This window comes from Ligilactobacillus salivarius DSM 20555 = ATCC 11741 (assembly GCF_001435955.1).
Taxonomy (GTDB): Bacteria; Bacillota; Bacilli; order Lactobacillales; family Lactobacillaceae; genus Ligilactobacillus; species Ligilactobacillus salivarius.
Map to the genome: position 1 here is coordinate 1 of NZ_AYYT01000012.1, position 19975 is coordinate 19975.

The 19975-nt window shown below is 32.9% G+C and carries 12 protein-coding genes; all 12 read left to right on the top strand.

Annotated elements, in window-relative coordinates; translation table 11 throughout:
- On the top strand, positions 1 to 4875 hold a 4875-nt coding region (locus FC55_RS06215), incomplete at its 5' end, for an SspB-related isopeptide-forming adhesin (protein ID WP_235803286.1).
- 496 nt (positions 4876 to 5371) lie between these two features.
- On the top strand, positions 5372 to 5563 hold the full coding sequence (locus FC55_RS06220) for a hypothetical protein (protein ID WP_003699135.1): 192 nt from the start codon (positions 5372 to 5374) through the stop codon (positions 5561 to 5563).
- 333 nt (positions 5564 to 5896) lie between these two features.
- Positions 5897 to 6073 carry a hypothetical protein gene (locus FC55_RS10030; RefSeq protein ID WP_003699134.1) on the top strand — a complete coding sequence of 59 codons (177 nt, stop codon included), beginning with the start codon at positions 5897 to 5899 and terminating at the stop codon, positions 6071 to 6073.
- Positions 6073 to 10083 (top strand): ArdC-like ssDNA-binding domain-containing protein, encoded by a 4011-nt coding sequence (locus tag FC55_RS06230; protein WP_003699133.1) that lies wholly within the window; start codon positions 6073 to 6075, stop codon positions 10081 to 10083. The genes FC55_RS10030 and FC55_RS06230 overlap by 1 nt, the downstream gene beginning before the upstream one ends.
- 204 nt (positions 10084 to 10287) lie before the next feature.
- Positions 10288 to 11460, top strand: coding sequence for a toprim domain-containing protein (locus FC55_RS06235; RefSeq protein ID WP_003699126.1), 1173 nt, complete (start codon positions 10288 to 10290; stop codon positions 11458 to 11460).
- A gap of 13 nt (positions 11461 to 11473) precedes the next feature.
- Positions 11474 to 13714, top strand: a complete 2241-nt coding sequence (locus tag FC55_RS06240) for a DNA topoisomerase (protein WP_003699124.1) — start codon at positions 11474 to 11476, stop codon at positions 13712 to 13714.
- A gap of 17 nt (positions 13715 to 13731) precedes the next feature.
- Entirely contained in the window at positions 13732 to 14442 is a 711-nt protein-coding gene (locus tag FC55_RS06245; RefSeq protein WP_034982207.1) for a hypothetical protein, read from the top strand.
- Positions 14443 to 14460: 18 nt separating this feature from the next.
- Positions 14461 to 14880 (top strand): hypothetical protein, encoded by a 420-nt coding sequence (locus FC55_RS06250; RefSeq protein ID WP_003699121.1) that lies wholly within the window; start codon positions 14461 to 14463, stop codon positions 14878 to 14880.
- Between the two features lie 10 nt (positions 14881 to 14890).
- The gene (locus tag FC55_RS06255) at positions 14891 to 16711 is read left to right on the top strand and encodes an AAA family ATPase (RefSeq protein ID WP_081036614.1); all 1821 of its coding nucleotides are present in this window, start codon (positions 14891 to 14893) and stop codon (positions 16709 to 16711) included.
- Between the two features lie 11 nt (positions 16712 to 16722).
- Positions 16723 to 17010: a hypothetical protein gene (locus FC55_RS06260; RefSeq protein WP_035149248.1), complete on the top strand. Its 288-nt coding sequence runs from the start codon at positions 16723 to 16725 to the stop codon at positions 17008 to 17010.
- Between the two features lie 74 nt (positions 17011 to 17084).
- On the top strand, positions 17085 to 17423 hold the full coding sequence (locus FC55_RS06265; RefSeq protein WP_003699116.1) for a hypothetical protein: 339 nt from the start codon (positions 17085 to 17087) through the stop codon (positions 17421 to 17423).
- Positions 17424 to 17558: 135 nt separating this feature from the next.
- Complete coding sequence (locus tag FC55_RS06270; RefSeq protein ID WP_003699114.1) at positions 17559 to 19964, top strand: hypothetical protein; 2406 nt, start codon at positions 17559 to 17561, stop codon at positions 19962 to 19964.
- Positions 19965 to 19975 lie beyond the last annotated feature (11 nt).

Consider the following 19975-nt stretch of genomic DNA (forward strand, 5'->3'; position numbering starts at 1 on the left):
AACGTTGCTTTGGAGAAACCAACTCCAATAGACGTAACTTATCACTATGATAGAATGAATCCAGCTTCTATAGAAGATAGGACAGATATTTCATACCATTACAACAAAATATCAGTTCCAATTCCTAATCCAACCAAGAAGGCAGATAAGGAAGGTAAGACATTAATTGCTGGTGACGAAAGTACTCAACACATCAGTCAGTATACTGGTGTAAATCAAAAACTAGACAAATTTGCTGTAGGTGACGCTATCCAATATACAAATGATGGCAGACTACCAGTTAGTTTTGACCTAAGTAAGTGGACTGTAACAACAAGCAATGGTACTAACGTTACTGCTCAAGGTAAATTTACTCAGTACGATAAGACTTTTGAAGGTAAGAAGTATCATGTTGTATCATGGTCACCAACAAATGTATCTAGCTTAAAAGATAATGAAACTTATACTTTAAATACAATTCTTAAAACCCTTAATGATGGTATTACAGATGGAGAAATTGACCGTGCTGTTGGCGGTGGAGACGGTGTAACATTTGGTGAAGCACATGGTTACGATGAATTTAATCCAACTACTGATAAAGCTTGGAAAGAGGGTAGTCAAACTGTTAATGGCAAGATTGAAATTAATGAAGATATTGCACATGCAAAGGTAACGATGACAATGCCCGATCCTGCTAAATTAGCGAATAAATTAAGTAATGTAGCAATTACAGATAATTATAGTAAATTTGCTAATTTAGTTACTGTAACAGGAGCTAATGTTTACGAGAATGAACGTAATGCTACTAGTGATTACACAATCGTAAATAATAATAAGGTAGTAACAGCTACACGTAAGAATCCTGCAACAGCTAATGGCGGTACTGTATCATTGGTAGTTGATTTTAAGGTTAACCCTGATGTACCTTCAGGAACTAAGTTGGTTAACTCAGGTTCAGGTACAATTAATACTCAAACTGTACCAACTCCTGATGCACAAATTGTTACTTTCACACAAACTCCAACTAAGCACTGGGTAGAAGGATCACAAGTTGTTGATGGCAAGACTTATATCAATGATGATATTGTCACAACTCAAGTAGATATGAATTTGCCTGATCCAAAAGCTTTAGCTAAGACTTTGTCCTATGTATCCGTTGGTGATAACTATCGTGATTTTGCCGATAAGACTGTACTTCAATCTTATAAGGTGTTAGAAAATGGTACTGACGTAACTAGTCAGTACACGATCACAAACCAAGGTGGTATCTTACAAGCCGTACGTAAAAACGCTGCAACAGCACCTGGTGGCAAGGTTTCTTTGATTGCTACTTTTGCAATTAATCATGATGTTAAATCTGGTACTAAATTAACTAACCGTGGATTTGGTCGCATCAACAACCATACAGTTGATACAAATACTCCACAAATTGTTACATTTAAGCAAGATACAAGTAAGCATTGGGTAGAAGGTTCACAAGTAGTTGATGACAAGACTTACATCAACGAAGACATGGTACACGGTCAAGTGACTATGACTTTGCCTAATAAGGACAGTTTGGCTAAATCTTTAACAGACGTTGCTTTAGTTGATGATTACAGTGATTATGCAAACAAAGTATCTTATGTGAATGCACAAGTCTTTGAAAATAATACAGATGTAACGAGTCAATACAATATCACTAATGCTGGTAACAAGATTACAGCTACAAGAAAGAACCCAGGTGCTACTCCTTCTGGTAGTGTTCGCTTAGTTGCTAACTTTAAGCTAAATAGTAACTTGCCTTCTGGTACTAAGTTAATCAACCGTGGTTCTGGTCGTATCAACAACAACACTGTTAATACAAATGAAGCTAAAATCCTAACTTATGTTCAATCTACAGACAAGCATTGGGTAGAAGGTTCACAAAAAGTTGATGGTAAGACTTACATTGACGGTGATACAATTCACGGTCAAGTAACCATGACATTGCCTGATAAGAACACTTTAGCTAAAGCATTGTCTACTGTTCAAGTTATTGATGATTACTCTAAGTTTGCTAAGATGGTTGACTACAAGTCAGCTCAGGTATTAGAGAATGGAAAGGATGTAACGTCTGAATACAATATTTCTAATGTATATGGACAAGTTGTTGCCACACGTAAAAATGCAACTGCTACACCTTCGGGTAATGTAACTTTGAATGTAACTTGGACAATTCATAAGGACGTTCCTTCTGGTACTCAACTTGTGAACTCAGGCTCTGGTCGTATCAATAGTCATACAGTACCAACTCCTGACCGTAACATTGTTACTTATAAACAAGACGGATTAAAGGATTGGATTAACGCTCAAGGTCAAATCGTTAACGGGAAGACTGTTATTGATAATGACACAGTTCATGCTAAGTTAGTTATGACTTTACCTGATCCAAAAACTTTAGCTACACCATTAACTAAAGTTCAATTGGACGACAATTATTCTAAGTTCGCAGGCTTAGTTGATTATGTAAGTTCACAAGTGCTTGAAAATGGAACTGACGTAACTAGCCAATATAACATTACTAACGCTAACGATCATGTAATTGCTACTCGTAAAGATGCAAGCAAGACCCCTGGTGGTAAAGTTGAGTTTAGAGTAAACTTCAAGATTCATACTGATGTGCCTTCTGGAACAACACTTATGAACTCTGGTGAAGTAACGTTGAACTCTGAAACAGTTCCAACACCAACTCCAAACATTGTTACTTACAAGCCTGATACAGATAAGCACTGGGTATTAGATAACAATGTAACAGATAACAAGATTTACTTCTCTGGTGATAAAGCAGTTGCTCAAGTTTCTGTCGATTTACCTGATGCAAGCAAGCTCGCAACTCCATTATCTAAGTTAGTCCTAGTTGATAACTACTCTGATTTTGCTGATAAAGTTAAGTTAGATAGTGCTAAGGTGCTTGAAAATGGAAAAGACGTAACGTCTGAATACGACTTGACTAATAAAGATGGCAAGGTTTTTGCTACTCGTAAAGATGCAGCAAAAACACCTTCTGGTAAGGCTGTTTTAGTAACAACATTTACTATTAATAACGGTATTGAAAATGCAACAGCACTACACAACAAGGGTTCTGTAACAGTTGATTCAATCACTGATGAAGTTCCTGATACACCAATCGTTGTCTTTACACCAAAAGCTCACAAGGACGTTGAGTTAGGCGGAGATGTTAAAGGCGATACTGAAAACAGTGTTGACGGTTCATTAATCCTAAATGGTTCGGTTGTAACATATCCAATCACAACTAGTGATTTACCAGCTGAACGTGCTGAGGATATTACTAAGCGTGTAGTTAAAGATACTTTAGACAAGAACGCTGAGTTTGTTGGATTCAAGGCTTGGATTGAAAACGATAAAGGTGAACTTGAAGACGTAACTAGCCACTACAAGCTAGATAAGAACGGTCAAGACTTAACCTTTACTGAAGATTCATACTTGCTAGGTCTTTACAACAAAGATAAGTCCAAACAAACTCATACACCTATCATTGACTTAGTTGTTAAGGTTAAAGGTGACGCTCAAAAGATTAATAATAAAGCTACGGTATTAACTAACGATAACGTAACTGAAACAAATGAAGTATCTGTTGACACACCTGCTAAACCAACACCAACTAAAGTTGATAAGAACGAAAAAGGTGTAAACATTGATGGTAAGAACGTCCTACCAGGTTCTGTAAACAATTACGAACTAACAATGGACTTAGCTAAGTTCAAAGGCATCAAGGTTACAGACCAAGATTTAGCTAAAGGTTTCTACTTCGTTGATGACTACCCAGAAGAAGCCCTAGACGTTGACCCTCAAACATTTACTTACAAGACAGTAGATGGAAAGACGGTCAAGGGCTTATCAGCTAAGGTATATCAATCCTTGTCTGAAGTTTCAGAAAACGTTGCTACAGCTTTAAAAGCTAATGGTATCACACCAAATGGTGCATTTGTCTTAATCTCAGCTGATGACCCAGCACAATTCTTCAAGGATTATGTTGAAACAGGAACAAACATTGTAGTTAATGCTCCAATGAAAGTTAAGGAAGGCTTTGCTGGCAAGTACCAAAACAAAGCATGGCAATTAACATTCGGTCAAGGCGAAGCAACAGACATTGTTTCTAACAACGTTCCTAAGATTGATCCTAAGAAGGATATTGTTATCTCAGCAGATAATCGTACAAGCCTAAACAACCATACAATTGAATTAGGTCAAAACTTCGATTACTTGCTTAAAGGTGGTATCTTAGATAAAGATCAAGGTCATGACATCTACGAATACAAGTGGGTTGATGATTATGATGAAAATCACGATCAATACAATGGTCAATTTATCGCTCCACTTACAGTTGATGTAACTCTTAAAGATGGCACAGTCTTAAAGGCTGGTACAGACATCTCTAACCACGTAAGTCAAAACATTGACACTAAGACTGGTTCAGTTGAGTTCTCTGTTGATAAAGATTTCTTGGATAAGGTTGACTTTGACAAGAGTGGTTTTGCAGCTGACATCTTGATGAGTGTTAAGAGAATTAAGGCTGGCGAAGTTGATAATACTTACACAAATATTATCAACGGTCAAAAATTTGGTTCAAATACAGTTCATTCAACAACTCCTGAACCAAAAGAACCTGAAACTCCTGCTACTCCTAAGACACATGAAACACCAAGTGTCCCAGTAGCTCAAACACAAACCCCAGCTACTCCACAACCAGTGAAGATGGTAACATCAACACCTGCTCCTAAAGCTCCTGAATCACCAGCATTACCACAAACTGGTGAAGCTAATGATACTTTAGCTGAAGAAGTAGTAGGATTTGCTGCAATTGTAGCTGCTTTGGGTATGGCAGGAACTAGTTTGAAGAAACGTGAAGATTAATATATTTTAAGGTATAAATCAAAAAACATCTCGTGTAAATTCATGAGATGTTTTTTAATTATAGAGGGGCAAAACTATTATGTACTGACTTAACATACATTCGTTTTATAGTATAATGTATTCAGGTCATGAAATAAGATTAGCTACCTTATGGATTGACTTAGTGAATTGTTGTAAGGCTGAACACCCCTCAAACATTAAACATTCAGCGAGGTGATGAGTCATGACAACACGTGAGAGGCTAGAGGTGTAAAGGCTTTGGCTTGGGTTATCCTTGCGCTAGGTGAGTTCGTAGTAGATCTTGCTGTTGCATATTGGATAATAAAAAAAGCTAATCACGATTTTAAATAATCGTAACTAGCTTATACACCACAATAGTCTTAAACATTCACGCTCGAGGGCAAGCAGGTCGCAACTGTTTGTCCTCTTTTCATATACAATAATACATGGCATAAACTTAAAAGTAAAGAAAAACTATTGAAAGAAGTACTGTAAAATGGCAAAAGAAACTACTAATAAAATGAAAAAGCAAGTAGCTTATAACAGAAAATGGAACGAGCAAAACCGAGAACATAAACGATATCTAAGCAAAAGAAGTACGGCAAAGAGTTTTTTTAGAGTTGCTACTAAAGAAGATATACAAGCTATTATAGAGTTTGCTAACGAGCAATTGAAAGAGAGATATTAACAATAAGATACCAACTAATAGCTATTTGTAGAGTAACTCAGTGATTTTTTGTGTAGAAGACACAAAAATAGCCCTAGACTGTGGAGGTCTGGGGCTTTTTTCATGCTTCACATGAAAATCTTTTCTCTATAGGAAATTATAGCATAGAAAAACGGAATTTTCCTTTACTATGCCTCCCATTTTCGACATAAATTTACTGTACATACATTATTTAGTTAAAAATATGTCAAAACTTTTATTTTTAACGAGAATTCAGAAATTTTGGCGAAAATTAAATAATTCAAACAGAAAGCATATCTTTTCTATATAAAGAGGAAAGGATGTGCTTTTATTATGGATACAAAAGAATTTAATGTAGAGAGATTCTCTGCTGAATTAAGTCGTATGAACAAAGAATACCAAAAGTTGGATAATACTCCCTATAATCAAGGAGCAAAAGACATTCTAGCTAAAGTTATCTATGAACTCCACTCAAATTTTGTACAGCCTGAAGAGGAGGTGCAAGATTAATGGAAAAAATTACAGATTTAATGAAGGAACGTTATGGAATTAAACAGACAGGGAAAAGTTTAAACGTTACCCCTAGCGATACTTTATATACAATTTTTAGAAAAACTGCAGATTATATCTATCGCAATGGCGAATGGACTGAAGAAGATGAGAAAACTGCAATTAAAGGAATGCTAAATCAAGATGACTATTTTGGTGGGGATATAAGTGATGTTAGTATCGAGAAAATTCAGTTTGATGATAATAATGTAGATAGGATCCGTGATAGACATAATACATTTAAAGCATATAATGAAGCAGGTGATTTATTTAAAACTGATGGATGGAAAGATCACGTCTATAAGATTTCGTATACCGATAGTAGAAGTAGAAATCCAGATTTGTGGAAGAAAAATAAAACTATTATTCTAGATCCAGATAATAAAGTAGGGACTTTACATAAGCATGAATATGCCATTTATGATAATAATGATAATCGTTCTGAAATGCAGATTGGTAATTTAAATAGGGCAATTGGTTATGATAAGTTATGTACAGATATCTTACGTGAGCTAAAAGATACAGATAATCGAGATCAAATAAATACTTTATTAGCACGTATCACTAATCCAGAAAATAGTGGCAAGAAGAAAGCGTATCTCTTTACCCACGATGCGTACTATGACAATGAAATAACGGCAGAAATGAGAAAAGAAGCTACTAATAATCCTGATTACATGATACAAGTTAATGATTGGCAACGAATGAACTTTAGGTACTATGAGCAGCGGCAATTAAGGAATCAAGCGGTTGATAGTATATCCGATTATCTAGAAGATACCTATAATTTAACTCTACAAATGCAATATGAAGTAGATATTGAAGCACAAACACATGCTAAAAGTTGGCAAACAAAGAAAAATATTAATAAAGCCACTTTAGACGCTATGGAAAAGTCATCTTTAAAACAGGATTTTAAAGACTTAGAGTTAGATAACGATGTTGATATAGATAAATTTAAAAAGTTAGAGCCTGAAATTAGAGAAACAGTTAAGTTCTTACCTCAATCAACAAATAGTGAAAAGCCAATTCTTCGATTTAGAAAATTAGGTAATCACCATGCTACAGGTCTATTTGTGCCTTTCAATAATACACTAGCCGTTGATTTTAGAAGTTACGAGTCTAAAAGTGAGTACCGTCCTTCAGGTGTAGGGATAGAATCTTTTATTCATGAATATGGACATTTTTTAGACTATAATGCTAATAATTCTGAACTCTCTAAAGATGGACGAACAAGACAATATGCTAATAGATTCAGACATATTTTATCAATGCAAGATGACTTTAAGGAAATACTGCATCAAACACAACATGAGATTCAAAATAGAGTGGCCAATGGACTTAAGATGTCTAGTCATTTCGTGAATTATTACACGACACCAACGGAAGTGTACGCTAGAGCTTTTGAAGTCTATAGTTCAGAGATAGGTTTACAAAATTCATTATTGAAAGACAAAAGCGAATACAAGAACAGTCTTATTTATTCGTTTTTCACTGATGATACTAGAAAAAAGATTGTAAACTATTTCGATAATAAATTTCCTAACTACCGTCAACGTGTACAGGAATATAATCAGACTTTAGAAGGACGTATCCAACATAAGCAAAAAGTAAAATCAGATAATAAATCTGTTGAAAATGCTGAACAACAGGATTTAAATTTAAGTTTAAATGAACCTGATAGTGATAAAAAGTTAGAAGCTCAAAAACAAGAACTTGATAATTCAGCTAAAAAGTTAGTTGATGAGCTAAAAAAAGATACAAATAAAAAACAAGATAACAATGAAAAAGAAGTGATTACCAAAAAAGGCAAAAAGTATCTAAAATTAGTGCTTAATTCGATAAATAGAGAGAATTTAGAATTATTGTCTCAAAAAATTAAAGATTATACTAAATCTACAGGACTTAGGCCAACAGAGTATTTCAGCTCAGAGGCATTAGCAGAATTTGCAACCAAAGTAGATTTACAGAATAAGTTAGAGAATAGTGATATTGGAGACAAATTAAATATTCTAGATACTAACTTTACTGTTGAAAAACAAGGAATGCAATCAATTATGAGTAGTTCAGGTCGTGCAGTTGGAGTTGAATTAAGCTACATTGATGCAAAAGGTAATAAACAAAATGTTGTTTTACCTAGTGATGATGGTAACTTAGCAGCACAATATTTAGTATCTGCAGTTTCTATTAATATCATTGAACCTAAAGTGAACAAGGAAATATCAGAAGATAATAAAAGTATTCAAAATAAGAAAGATAATAATTCAAAAAATAATGAGAAACAAGAATCGTCAAGTAAAGAAGACGCACCTGAAAAAAAGTATGAATCATATAAAACCAAACGTGCCAAGCAAAAATTAGCTCGCTTGGAAAAAGAATTTTCAGAAGCTACGAAAAACATATATGACCATTATAAACAGGCTAATGGTCAGCCTATGAATGATAAACGTGGTGGAAATGCATTTTTTAATAAAGCTAATAAATTAGATGAAAAGGCTACACAATTATCTACTGAAATAGAAAAACAAAAAGAACTTATTGAGAAGCTTGAGTGGCAAGATGAAAATAAAGCTCTTGGTCTTAATAAGCAAGGTGGACTAATAATGAGTGTAGATAATATTCCGCGAATTAAGGCTGAAATTGAAAAAGCAAAGCAAGGTGAGTCTCACTATAATCAAGCAACTATTAGGAAATATAAAAAAGAACTTGCCAAATTAGAGGAGATTGCTAGATTGGCTGAAACACCTTTATCCCCAGGTGCTAAAAAATTAGTTGATGATAATATCATAAAACAATGGAAAAAGAAGCCTAGTATTTATTTCGTAAATAATCTAAGAGGAGTTGCTTTGGAGCTAACTGAGAATGGTAATTTTCAAGTGAGTCAAAAGTATACACCAAAAGATGATGAATCAAAAGCAGCTGTAGAAGAAATACTGGAAAAACAAAATAAGATAGACAAAGCAAGTAATATTCAAAATAGTAAAGTTGAAAAAGAACATAAAAATCAAAAAGAAACACCTAAGCAAGGTAAACAATTACAGGTTATTAATAAACTAAAAACATTTATTGAAGAAAAAATAAATAATACACTATCAACTTCTCAAGAAACCTTACAATTGTTCTCAGATATGCAGAAATTTAATAATTACTCAGCAAGAAACCAACTTTTGATTCTAGCACAAAAACCAAATGCCACAGGGGTTAGAACTTTTGATCAATTTAAAAAAGATGGGTACCATGTTAAAAAAGGCGAGAAAGGAATAAAAATTCTTAAACCTGTAGAGCATGAAGTTTTTCAACGCGCGGACAAATCTGTTGTAGATGTTTTTAAAGCGACTGCTTCGGAAAAAGAGGCTATCAAGAACGGTAATATAAAAACTCAGAAGAAATTGTATTACAAGCTACAAACAGTTTTTGATGTTAGTCAAACTAACGTTCCTAAAGAAGAATATGGCAGATATACTAATCAAAAAGACAACGTACTAGAAAATACCGACTTGAAAACAATCAACCAAGGATTAAGAGAAGTTGCGACCGACTTGGGTATAAAAATTTATACTCATGGTAAAGATGACGCTGCAACCATTAGACGTGAACCTGATAGAGTAGGATATTATATTGAAGATGAATCAATAATTATTCAACCACAATCTATGACTGATAAAGAAGAGAATGAAACGCTACTAAGAGGTATTACTAGTAAGTTAGGAACAAAAATTTCAGATGACTTTAGTAAAGAATTGTGGGGAAAAGTTGTCTTAAAAGATTATGATCAAGTACAAGATAATTATCTGAACAACTTAAAACAGCTAGGTACTAAGGAACAAGTTTCTATTTTTGAAAAGGTTGCAAAATTAAATACAAGATTTAGTACAATGCTAGCCGATAAAGTTAGAGGAGTTTCTACAGGAACTATACCATTTAATCAAGGTAGAGGATTTATAACCCCTAGTGTAGCTAAGGAAAGATAGTGCTGTCAGACGCATTTTAAGCAAGCGTTCAGCGTTTAGATGTATAGTTGTCTTATTATTTTGCTTAGAATTAACCTAATATTAATTAATATTAATTAAAAAACTAAACCTAGTACAAATTTGTACTAGGTTTAAATTTTTATATTTTATTTTGGCGAAAGTTTTATTATCATCTCCATTTCTCTATGCTTAAGGAAATTGGAGGTGGAGAGCTTGGATAGAGATTTATTTGAAAAACTTAGCAACCAGTCTATTCAGAAATACTTAGACTTAAAAGGTATAGGTTATACTAGAAATGGAAACTACCTTAAATTAATGGATCACGATTCTTTGGTTATTGATACTAGAATCACAGATCAAAAGAAATGTGAAACATTTTTTTGGAACTCTAAAGGCGTTGGTGGCAATCTATATCAATTTATGAGAGAGTATTTAGGTATGGAGTCAACAGACATTCTAAAAGAATTAAAGGAATTATCTCCAGAATTATCAAAAGCTGTTGCAAATAGATATGAGGATAAAAAGTATGTCCCAGAAAAATGGAAAAATAAAGGTAATCATGAGCAGGTAAAAGACTATTTAATTAATAAGCGAAAGTTAAGTACACGTTTAGTAAACGGTCTCATAGATAGAGACTTACTTCGAGAACTAAAATATGGTGATGCACTGTTTGTTTGGAAAGAAAAAGGACAAGAAGTAGGATCAGATATTCAAGGTACTAGGATTGATCATGAAAAATATGGGGATAGAGGAACTAAAAAAATGGTTGTTCCTGGATCCAAGAAAAATTATGGTTTCAATTTTAGTGTTAGAACTAAGGCAGATAAACAAAAATTTTTTATTTTTGAAAGTCCAATTGATGCGTTAAGTTTTTATCAAACATACATGCCCAAAAATTATCAGAAGAAAGATGAAGGTTATAGGTTCATATCATTAAACGGGGCAGGGACTAAGTTAGAAACAATTGGTGAATTTTTTAAAACAGTCGGAGTTCCTGATGAGTTACATTTAAATTTTGACACTGATAAAGCAGGAGTCAAAGCCTTCATGAAGTTTGTTATTGATGCAGATATAGGATTTGAATCTAAATTTGCAACAGATGAAAAACAAGTTAAGGTATATGCGGATATTCCTAAAAGTGTAGATGTTAAAGATTGGAATGAAGCCTTACAGAAAGGAGAAACAGAATTTACAACGCTAGATATGCCTCAGTATATCGAGTATGTTAAAGGAAAATTAGGAGATAATGTAGCTTTAGATATTGCAACTGAAGCTGCACATGAAAAGAAAAAATTTGATTTTGTTAAATATCCTAAAGAAAAAAATAATGTACAGTCTCCTAACGTGATTAATAAGCGTAAATCTAAAGAAAGATAGGGGTGTGATATATATGGTTGATTATTTAATTTTAACAGAAAAACCTAGTGCTGCTGAAAATTTCAGTACAGCACTTGGAGGAAAAAATGGTACTTTCGATGGTAAAACTTACAAAATTGTTCATGCTAGAGGTCACTTATTGACCTTAGCTGAACCTGAAAAACAAGTAGATGCTTCTCTAAAAGAAAAGTACAAGTCATGGGATCCAGAGACTATTCCTTGGAATCTATCTAACCTTTCATGGAGAAGAAGTCCTATTCGGAATGCTGGAAGTATTTTAAATTCAATTAAAGATGCAGCTCAAAATGCTAAAGCTATTGTGATTGCTACAGATAACGATCCAAGTGGTGAAGGTGAACTACTAGCATGGGAAATAATTGAGTACATAAGATGGAACGGAATTGTATTACGTGAATACCATGATGATGAAACTCCTAAATCTATACGTAAGGCTATGTCAAATTTAAAAGATGTTTCAGATAAAAATCAAGATGGTGAATATCTAAAAGGACTGGTCAGAAATAAATGGGATTTTTCTTCAATGCAATTAACTAGATTAGCGACTAGTTATGCTAGAGAAGCAGGTTTTAATGTTAAAGTAGCAAATCAAGGTAGATTAAAATCAGTAATAATTTCTTTAGTAAAAGAACGACTTGACGAAATTAAAAACTATATTAAAAAGCCATATTATGAAGCTAAGTTTAAGGACGAAAATGGTCATATATATGCTAGAAAAATTAAAAAAGATGATGAAGAACAGTTAAATTTAGTTCGTCATAAGTCAAAAGAAGATGCTCAAACTGAATTGTCTATGTACTCTAGTAGTCCAATTGGTGATGTAGTTAGAAAGCCCACTACACAAGCACCACCAGCATTATTAGATTTAGCAAGTTTGGATGCAATTTTATCAAAAAGAAATTATCCGTCTAATCAAGTTAAAACTGTTTATCAAAAACTATATGAGAAAGGTTATGTCTCATATCCTAGGACTGAGGATAAATTTATAACTCAAGAACAGTTTAGAGAATTTTCAGAAAATGCCGATAAAATCGCTGCATTAGTAGGTGTGAATACAAACTTATTGACACATAGAGAAGCACGTTCTAGCCATGTGAAATCTAGTGCAACACATGGGGCTAATCGTCCTGGTAGTAATATTCCTGAAAATTTAGATGAATTTAACCAAATTTTTGATAAAAAGCGAGATCGTGAATGCGCAAAAGATATCTATACAGTGCTGGCTAGATGTACTTTGGCTATACTAGCAGAAGATTATGTTTATGAAGAGGTCAAAGCATCTTTATTAGAATATCCTGCATTTGAGACTAAATTTAATATCCCTAAAAAATTGAATTACCGTAAAATATATAATCCTACAGCGATTAAGAAAGAGAAAGATGTTGGTACAAATGCTGTTCCGTTTGTGTTTGAGGGAGCTAATTCTAAGCCAAAAGCACCTACAAAGAAATGGCTTTATGCCAAATTAAGAAATTATGGTAAATATGGTGTTGGTACAGGTGCAACACAGCAAAATACCATGTCAGAGATTACTAATTCTAAGGCTAATGCTTATCTTTTAACTGATAAGCAGGGGAAATTAGATCTAACTGATCAAGGTATGATCGCAGCTGTTTTGTGTGAAAAAACATACATTGCTTCACCAAATATCACAATTAGATTGTTTGAGATGATGGATGAGGTAGGTAATTTTAAACGAGAACCACAAGATACTATTGATACTGTAACCAAAGTTATTATACACGATAAGCCAATCTTTAAAGAGAATGCTACAAAGTTAGTAGATGTATTAGGCAAACCTAAAAAGAGTAATAGTTATGTTACAGCTAAATTTAATGATGAAGATATTAAGTTTAAAAATAGTTGGGGCAAATATATTTTTACCAAAGAAGAGATAGATTTATTGAGTAAGGGTGAACCAATTTCTTTTACTTACAAAGGAGCTACTATAACAGGTAGGTTAAAAAAGCAAACATATGAAGGACATGAGTATTGGGGTTTCTCACCTGATGAGAGAAAATCTATTAACGAGAACAATTATACATTTGCTGAAATTAATGGAGAAAAAATTAAGTTTAAAAATAAATGGGGAAGTCATATTTTCTCAGAACCAGAAATTCAAGCCTTAATTCGTGGTGAAACAATTACCTTTGATTATAATGGTACTGAGAAAAGTGGTAAATTGGAGAAACAAAACTATCAAGGACATGAATATTGGGGCTTCAAATCAAAATAGTAAAGGAGAGTACTTTTATGAAAATTCGAGGTAGATTAGTTGAAAAAATAAATTTGAGAGATTCAGATAATCATTATCTTTTTGTCGTTCAAGGAGAATACGGCCTTTTTAAAGCCGTAACTAATGAGCGTAAGTTCATTGATAAGTTACTAGACGAGGATAATGCCGATAAATCTTGGGAACTTAGTGTTTCACAAGTAGTAATTAGAGAAAATGGAGAAACTAAGGTTAAAGAATACCTAGACAATGTAACAATTGTAGAAAATTTCAAAGTAAAAAAGGTGGAACAACATAAGGTAGAAGACGAAATCAAAAAAGTTGACCAAGTAGATGCTGAAGACAATGAAATTATAGATAAAACGTTGGTTGTTGATAAAGTTCAACCTACCGAAACTAAGAAAATATCAGATGATGAGATACTAACTGAATTTCAGAATAAAAAGAATAATTTAAAAGATATAACAATAGATGATACTGAAGAAGATGATGATCTAGATGAGGTAACTGATAACTATGTTAGTTTTTCCGAGTCACATCAAAATAAAGATGACGATAAGGAAGAAAAAAATACTGAAGTAGATTTATCTGAAATTGATAAAAAAGAAGTTCCAATAGATCAAAACAAGGATAATGATAAAGAAGAAAAAACAGATACCACTAATTCTGCTGATGAAGACGATTTTGATGATGACGATGACGGAACTGAAATTCCTGCTGATTGGTGGTAATAAGATGAGGTGTTTAGAATGGAAGAAGTGTTAAAGAGGGATAATTACTATTATGGAATAAAGTTATCAGAGTTGTCCTTACAAAATGCTGCTAAATGGCGGAAACAGGAATTACTAAATTTAACTAAATTATCAATGATTCAGATTGATAACTTTTCTATGTATGATCCAAACTCTGATTTAATTAAAATTCGACTTTTTTCATTGAAAAAAATTTTAGAGAATGAAGGACTTGATACCAAGTTTTGGTTTGTATCAAAAGAATTGAAAAGAACTATCAATTATTCTGATGTTTGGGAAATATCAAATCCTTTTATTTCAAGGACGTTTTTAGTGAACTTTAAAAATAATAAAATAACTAATTTTAGCTACCGTTTAGAAGGGAAACAAATTAAAACAGAAAGTCTATTTGAAGCAATTAAACTAGATCAAGGGTGAGGTGAGTTATTTGGCAAGGAAAATACAAACTCCGTCATTATCTAAATATACAATAAATTTAACTGCAAATGCTCGCAATAGTCCTGATGACTATAAAGTGATTGGTCGTGATAAAGAGATCGCTCAAGTTATTTTCAATTTATCTAGAAAAACAAAAAACAACCCTATTTTGCTAGGTGAAGCTGGTGTAGGTAAAACAGCTATCGTTGATGGATTAGCTAGATTGATTGCCTTAAATCAAGTCGGAGAAAAACTAAAGAATAAACAAATCAGAGTTCTACAAATTGCAGCATTGGGTCAACAAGATGTTGTTAGAAAAATGCTAAATATCATTAAAGAATGTAAACAAACTAAGGGTAGAAACATTTTATTTATTGATGAAATTCATACTATTATGGGTGCAGACACTAGTAATGGTGCTATGGATTTAGGTGATGTTTTAAAACCAGCAATGGCAAGAGGTGAAATTCAATTAATTGGTGCAACTACCTTTGATGAATATGACAAATTTATTGAGAAAGATCCAGCCTTAGAGCGACGCTTTCAACAAATTGTAGTGAATGAACCTTCTAGAGACGATGCAGTTAAAGTTCTATTTGGAATAAGAGACAATTATGAGAAGTTTCATCGTTTAGTATATACAGATGAAGCAGTTGAAGCTTGTGTTGATCTATCACTTAGATATATAGGTGATAGGCAATTACCAGATAAAGCAATTGATTTATTGGATCAAGCTGGATCTATAGCTGCTACTAAAGGCCAAGAAATCATAGATATAAAAGATATAGCTTTAGTTCTTCAGGACATGAAAGGTATCCCAGTGACTAATATTTTAAAGAATGATAATAGTCGACTTAAAAATTTGGATAAAAAACTTGCGAAAGTCGTTAAAGGCCAAGCCGAAGCAATAAAAACTGTAACTGATGCTGTAACGATTGCTAAAGCTGGGTTACAGGATCCCACTAAACCAATTAGTTCATTTTTATTTTTAGGCACAACTGGTGTTGGTAAAACAGCCTTAACCTTAGTTATGACAGAAGTTATGTTTGATTCTACTGATAATTTGATAAGAATAGATATGTCAGAATTCTCTGAGAGAGAGTCTTTAGATAGATTTCAAGATCTATTAACAATGCAGGTTAAACGAAAACCATATTGTATAATTTTGCTTGATGAAATTGAAAAAGCCTGTACAGCTGTTCATGACAGATTGTTGCAAGTATTAGATGCTGGTATCTTACGTGATAAAAGAGGTCGTTCTACTAGTTTTAAGAATACAATTATCATTATGACTACTAACTTAGGTGCAGAACTAATAGTAGATAACCAAATTTACGAAGCAAACACTGCCGAAAAATTTCTGAATTTAACACCTAACGAAATTGCTAGAAAGCAAGACGCTTTTAAAAAAGAAGTTAATATGGAACTAACCAATATTTTTAGGCCAGAATTTGTTAACAGAATTGAACATAAAGTTATCTTCAATATGCTAACTAGAGATATTATTAAGCAAATTGCATATAATAATTTAGCAACTTTATCGCAAAGAATGGCAGTACATGGATTTAAGTTGGTTTATGAAGATGACCTAATTGATTACTTGGCGGATATAGGTACTGATGTTCTAAATGGTGCTAGACCTTTAGCTCGATGTATTGAAGAAGAAGTTTCAGCACCTGTTGCTATGTATATTATGAAATTGTCTGACGACCCTGCCAATAATATCCATACCTTAAAAGCTACTGTTGTGGGTGAGAAATTGGGTGGTCAGTTACAGTCTCACTTAAAAGGATCTAGAAAAGTAAAATTTACAGGAATTATTGATGATTAGAGGTGAAAATAGTGGTTAATAGTATAAAAACTAAAAAAATTCTAACAGCAGAAGAGAAAGTTGCTGCACTTAAAGCTAAATTGGCTGTCGAAGAAAAGAAATTACAAAAAATTCGGAGACAAGAAAAAGAGAATTTTATCAAAAAAGTAGGTCAGAAGATAGTTGATGAATTTAATATAACTGATGAAGAGGAACTAGAGACGTTCATTGAACTTGCCCAATCTTTAAATGTAGAAAAAACTATCATACCTTTTGATAAAGATAACGAAGCAGAATCTGCAAATTATGGCGAAAGTTAATTTTATTTGAAATCTCCTTGATAATTCAAACAGTGTTAAAGCACTAATTGAATTTTCTAAGGAGGTTTTTTACTATGCTAAGTATGGTAAGTGCAGCTGCTAGTAATGCAAAATTTCTAGCATTGAAGGGAATTGCAGGTGCTAATTTGTATATGCTAGATGCTAATGTAGGTCAAAATACCGCAAACACAATCAAAAGTGTTGCTAACAACTTACAAATTGCAGCACTAGTAGGTTTCGGTGCCTCAATTATGTGGGGAGCAGGTCTATTTGGTCTCGGTGGTGAAGAAGGAGCTAGATCCGCTAAAAAAAGATGGACACGTGCAGCCGTTGGTATTGTTGTCTGTATAGCCGCTTGGTTCTTATTATCATGGCTTAAAGGTTATGCTACAACAAACTTCCCTGATCAATAGAAATACAAAAATATCTCACTATAATGTGGGATATTTTTTTGTCTTTCTATTTTTAATATTATTGGCGAAAGTTGTGTAAAAAACGATTAAGTTTAATCTTCTAGGTGTAGAAATTAATTAAAGGAGTGCAGTAATATGAAAATTTTTGATCGCTTCAAAAAGAATAAAACAGAAAGACTAGAAGATAATTTTCAAGTTAGATATATTTTTTCATCTGATTTTGATTTAGAAAATAATAAGGAAATAGAAAAATTATATGGCAAAGTAGTAGATGCGCAAGATCAAAGAGGAGAGCTAACTTTAGCGGATACTGCTCCATTTGCAACATTTGCTATGATTGAAGAACTTTTCAGTGAACTTCGTACATATATTACTGAAACAGGAACATCTATTCAATTTGAAGATTTTGCAATATGGGCATATGACAAAAATAAGAAATATAAGTTAGGTAAATCAGGTGATGATGGTAATCCATTTGAATTCCTAACTTTATCAGATTTTGAATTGGATTATGAATATCAAAATCTATCTAAAGTTATTTTTGAATCAATCTTCAACGATCCTGAAAATGAAGATTTTGATTATGACGAAAAACTTAAGATTTGTAATGAAATTAAAGAGACATATATGCTGTCTACCAAGAAAACAGAGCGGGAGATTGCTAGGCTTCCTAGCATGGATGAGGCTGAGAAAGGAACTGTTATCTTAAATGTTCCAATGTTCAGTATGCAACAATCTGTTAAAGAGCAAGTTCCACAATATGATCCACTAACACATACATTTTCGCAAACTCAAACTCCACAAGTTGAAAAGGCAGTAGAAACAGTATCAAAAAAAGATAATTTAGAACAACTAGACAAAAATGTAACGAAAAAAGAAACTACTAATGTAAACAAAAAGGAAAATATCACTCCACCTAGAAATATAAATAATACTAGAAAAAGTAACAATAAACTAGGAAAAAGAACACAGCATCAACAGGTTCAACAAAGAGCAGATTCTGAAGAACTTTATGCTAGGAAACAAGGCAGTATCGCTATCCCACAATTTGAGATTCAAAATGTTGATACTGTAGAAGTTGGTCAGAAAGGCTATGTTGAGTACAAAGAGAATGAATTTAAGAAAAATTTGAATCAGAGACTCAAAACTATTGGTAGCAGAATTAATAATGAGAACGCTAAAACTATTTTGGAGAGAAGAAATTCCTATCAAAATTTAACAAAAAAAGCTGCTAATAAATATATATCGGAACATAAATCAATTCTTGATACTTTGGAACAAAAAGTTCGAGAAGAAATGTTGGCCAAGAGTAATTCTGAAATTGAAACTATGAAAGCTAGACTTCTTGAGAAACAAGAGACAGATTTAGCTATTGCTGAACAAAATTATAATCAAAAAGTTGCAGCAATTAAAGCAGATTATCAAGACAAAATTAAAGCACAAAGTGCAGAGATAAGATCAACCTATGAAGATAAGGCATATCAAAAATACAATATAGAATACAAGCAAAAGAAAAATGAATTAAATAGAGCTTCACAAAAAATTTGGCAAGAAAATTCCAAAAAATTTGATATTAAATTAAGAGAAGACATTGCTCAATTGAAGATGGATTCAGCAGATACTCTAAGCAAACTTTTTAAATCTTATCAAGATGAGTTAGAGGAATATCACAATCGAATTTTAACAGAAAATCTGAACGCAAAGAAAATCATGATTGCTGAACAACAAGCAGATAATGAGAGTAAAAAAGTTGCGGCTCCTTATGATGAAATTCAACAAAAAAATAAAGCTCTAGCTACTTTAAATGCTGATTATCAAGCTGTTTTGGCCGAAAGAGATTCTTTGTTAAAGAGCAATCAAGATTTAAAGACTGATAATGAAACTCTCAGACGCAGAAATGATCAACTCGCAGATGCCCAAAGCAAGCAAGTAGATCTAGTATCTAAAAAAGTAGATAGCATGGATACAAAACAACCTGACTATTTCCAACAATGGATGCAGATACAGATGGCTCAACAAGTACAAGCTCAATCTTCTAAAAAAGATGAAAAGAAAGAAGTTGTTGAAAATAAAGACGAAAATATTAATTTAAAGAATAGTGTGAAATCGGCTCGTAGATTAGCTGCAAGTGCTTTTGTTTTATTAATTTTACTTGGAAGTGGTGCAGGTTATTTTACCTACCATACTGTTCAAACGAATAATGCTAAGTTAGCCTCTCTTGACAGTCAATTAAGTGCAGCAAAAAAAGTATCTAATAAGAAGAGTAATGTTTTAACTCAAGATCAGGTTAATAAAAAGGCAATTCAAGCTTTGCACGATAATAATTTAACAGAATTAAATAAATATTCGTCCGAAACATTCTATAGCTTGGATAAAGCAATTATTGAAGGAAAGAAAGATGAAGTTGTAAAAGCTATTAAATCAATGGATGAAAATAATTTAAACCTTCAGGATAGATATCGTGCATCTTTAACAGAGAGTCTTCTAAGACAAGCTGATCAAACAAGCTTAGCAGATAAAGTACAAGAGCAGAATAGATAGTTAAAAAGTTA

Coding starts and splice junctions, on each gene's coding strand:
- FC55_RS06220 (WP_003699135.1), top strand. CDS start 5,372: ATGGCAAAAGAAACTACTAATAAAATGAAAAAGCAAGTAGCTTATAAC.
- FC55_RS10030 (WP_003699134.1), top strand. CDS start 5,897: ATGGATACAAAAGAATTTAATGTAGAGAGATTCTCTGCTGAATTAAGT.
- FC55_RS06230 (WP_003699133.1), top strand. CDS start 6,073: ATGGAAAAAATTACAGATTTAATGAAGGAACGTTATGGAATTAAACAG.
- FC55_RS06240 (WP_003699124.1), top strand. CDS start 11,474: ATGGTTGATTATTTAATTTTAACAGAAAAACCTAGTGCTGCTGAAAAT.
- FC55_RS06245 (WP_034982207.1), top strand. CDS start 13,732: ATGAAAATTCGAGGTAGATTAGTTGAAAAAATAAATTTGAGAGATTCA.
- FC55_RS06250 (WP_003699121.1), top strand. CDS start 14,461: ATGGAAGAAGTGTTAAAGAGGGATAATTACTATTATGGAATAAAGTTA.
- FC55_RS06265 (WP_003699116.1), top strand. CDS start 17,085: ATGCTAAGTATGGTAAGTGCAGCTGCTAGTAATGCAAAATTTCTAGCA.
- FC55_RS06270 (WP_003699114.1), top strand. CDS start 17,559: ATGAAAATTTTTGATCGCTTCAAAAAGAATAAAACAGAAAGACTAGAA.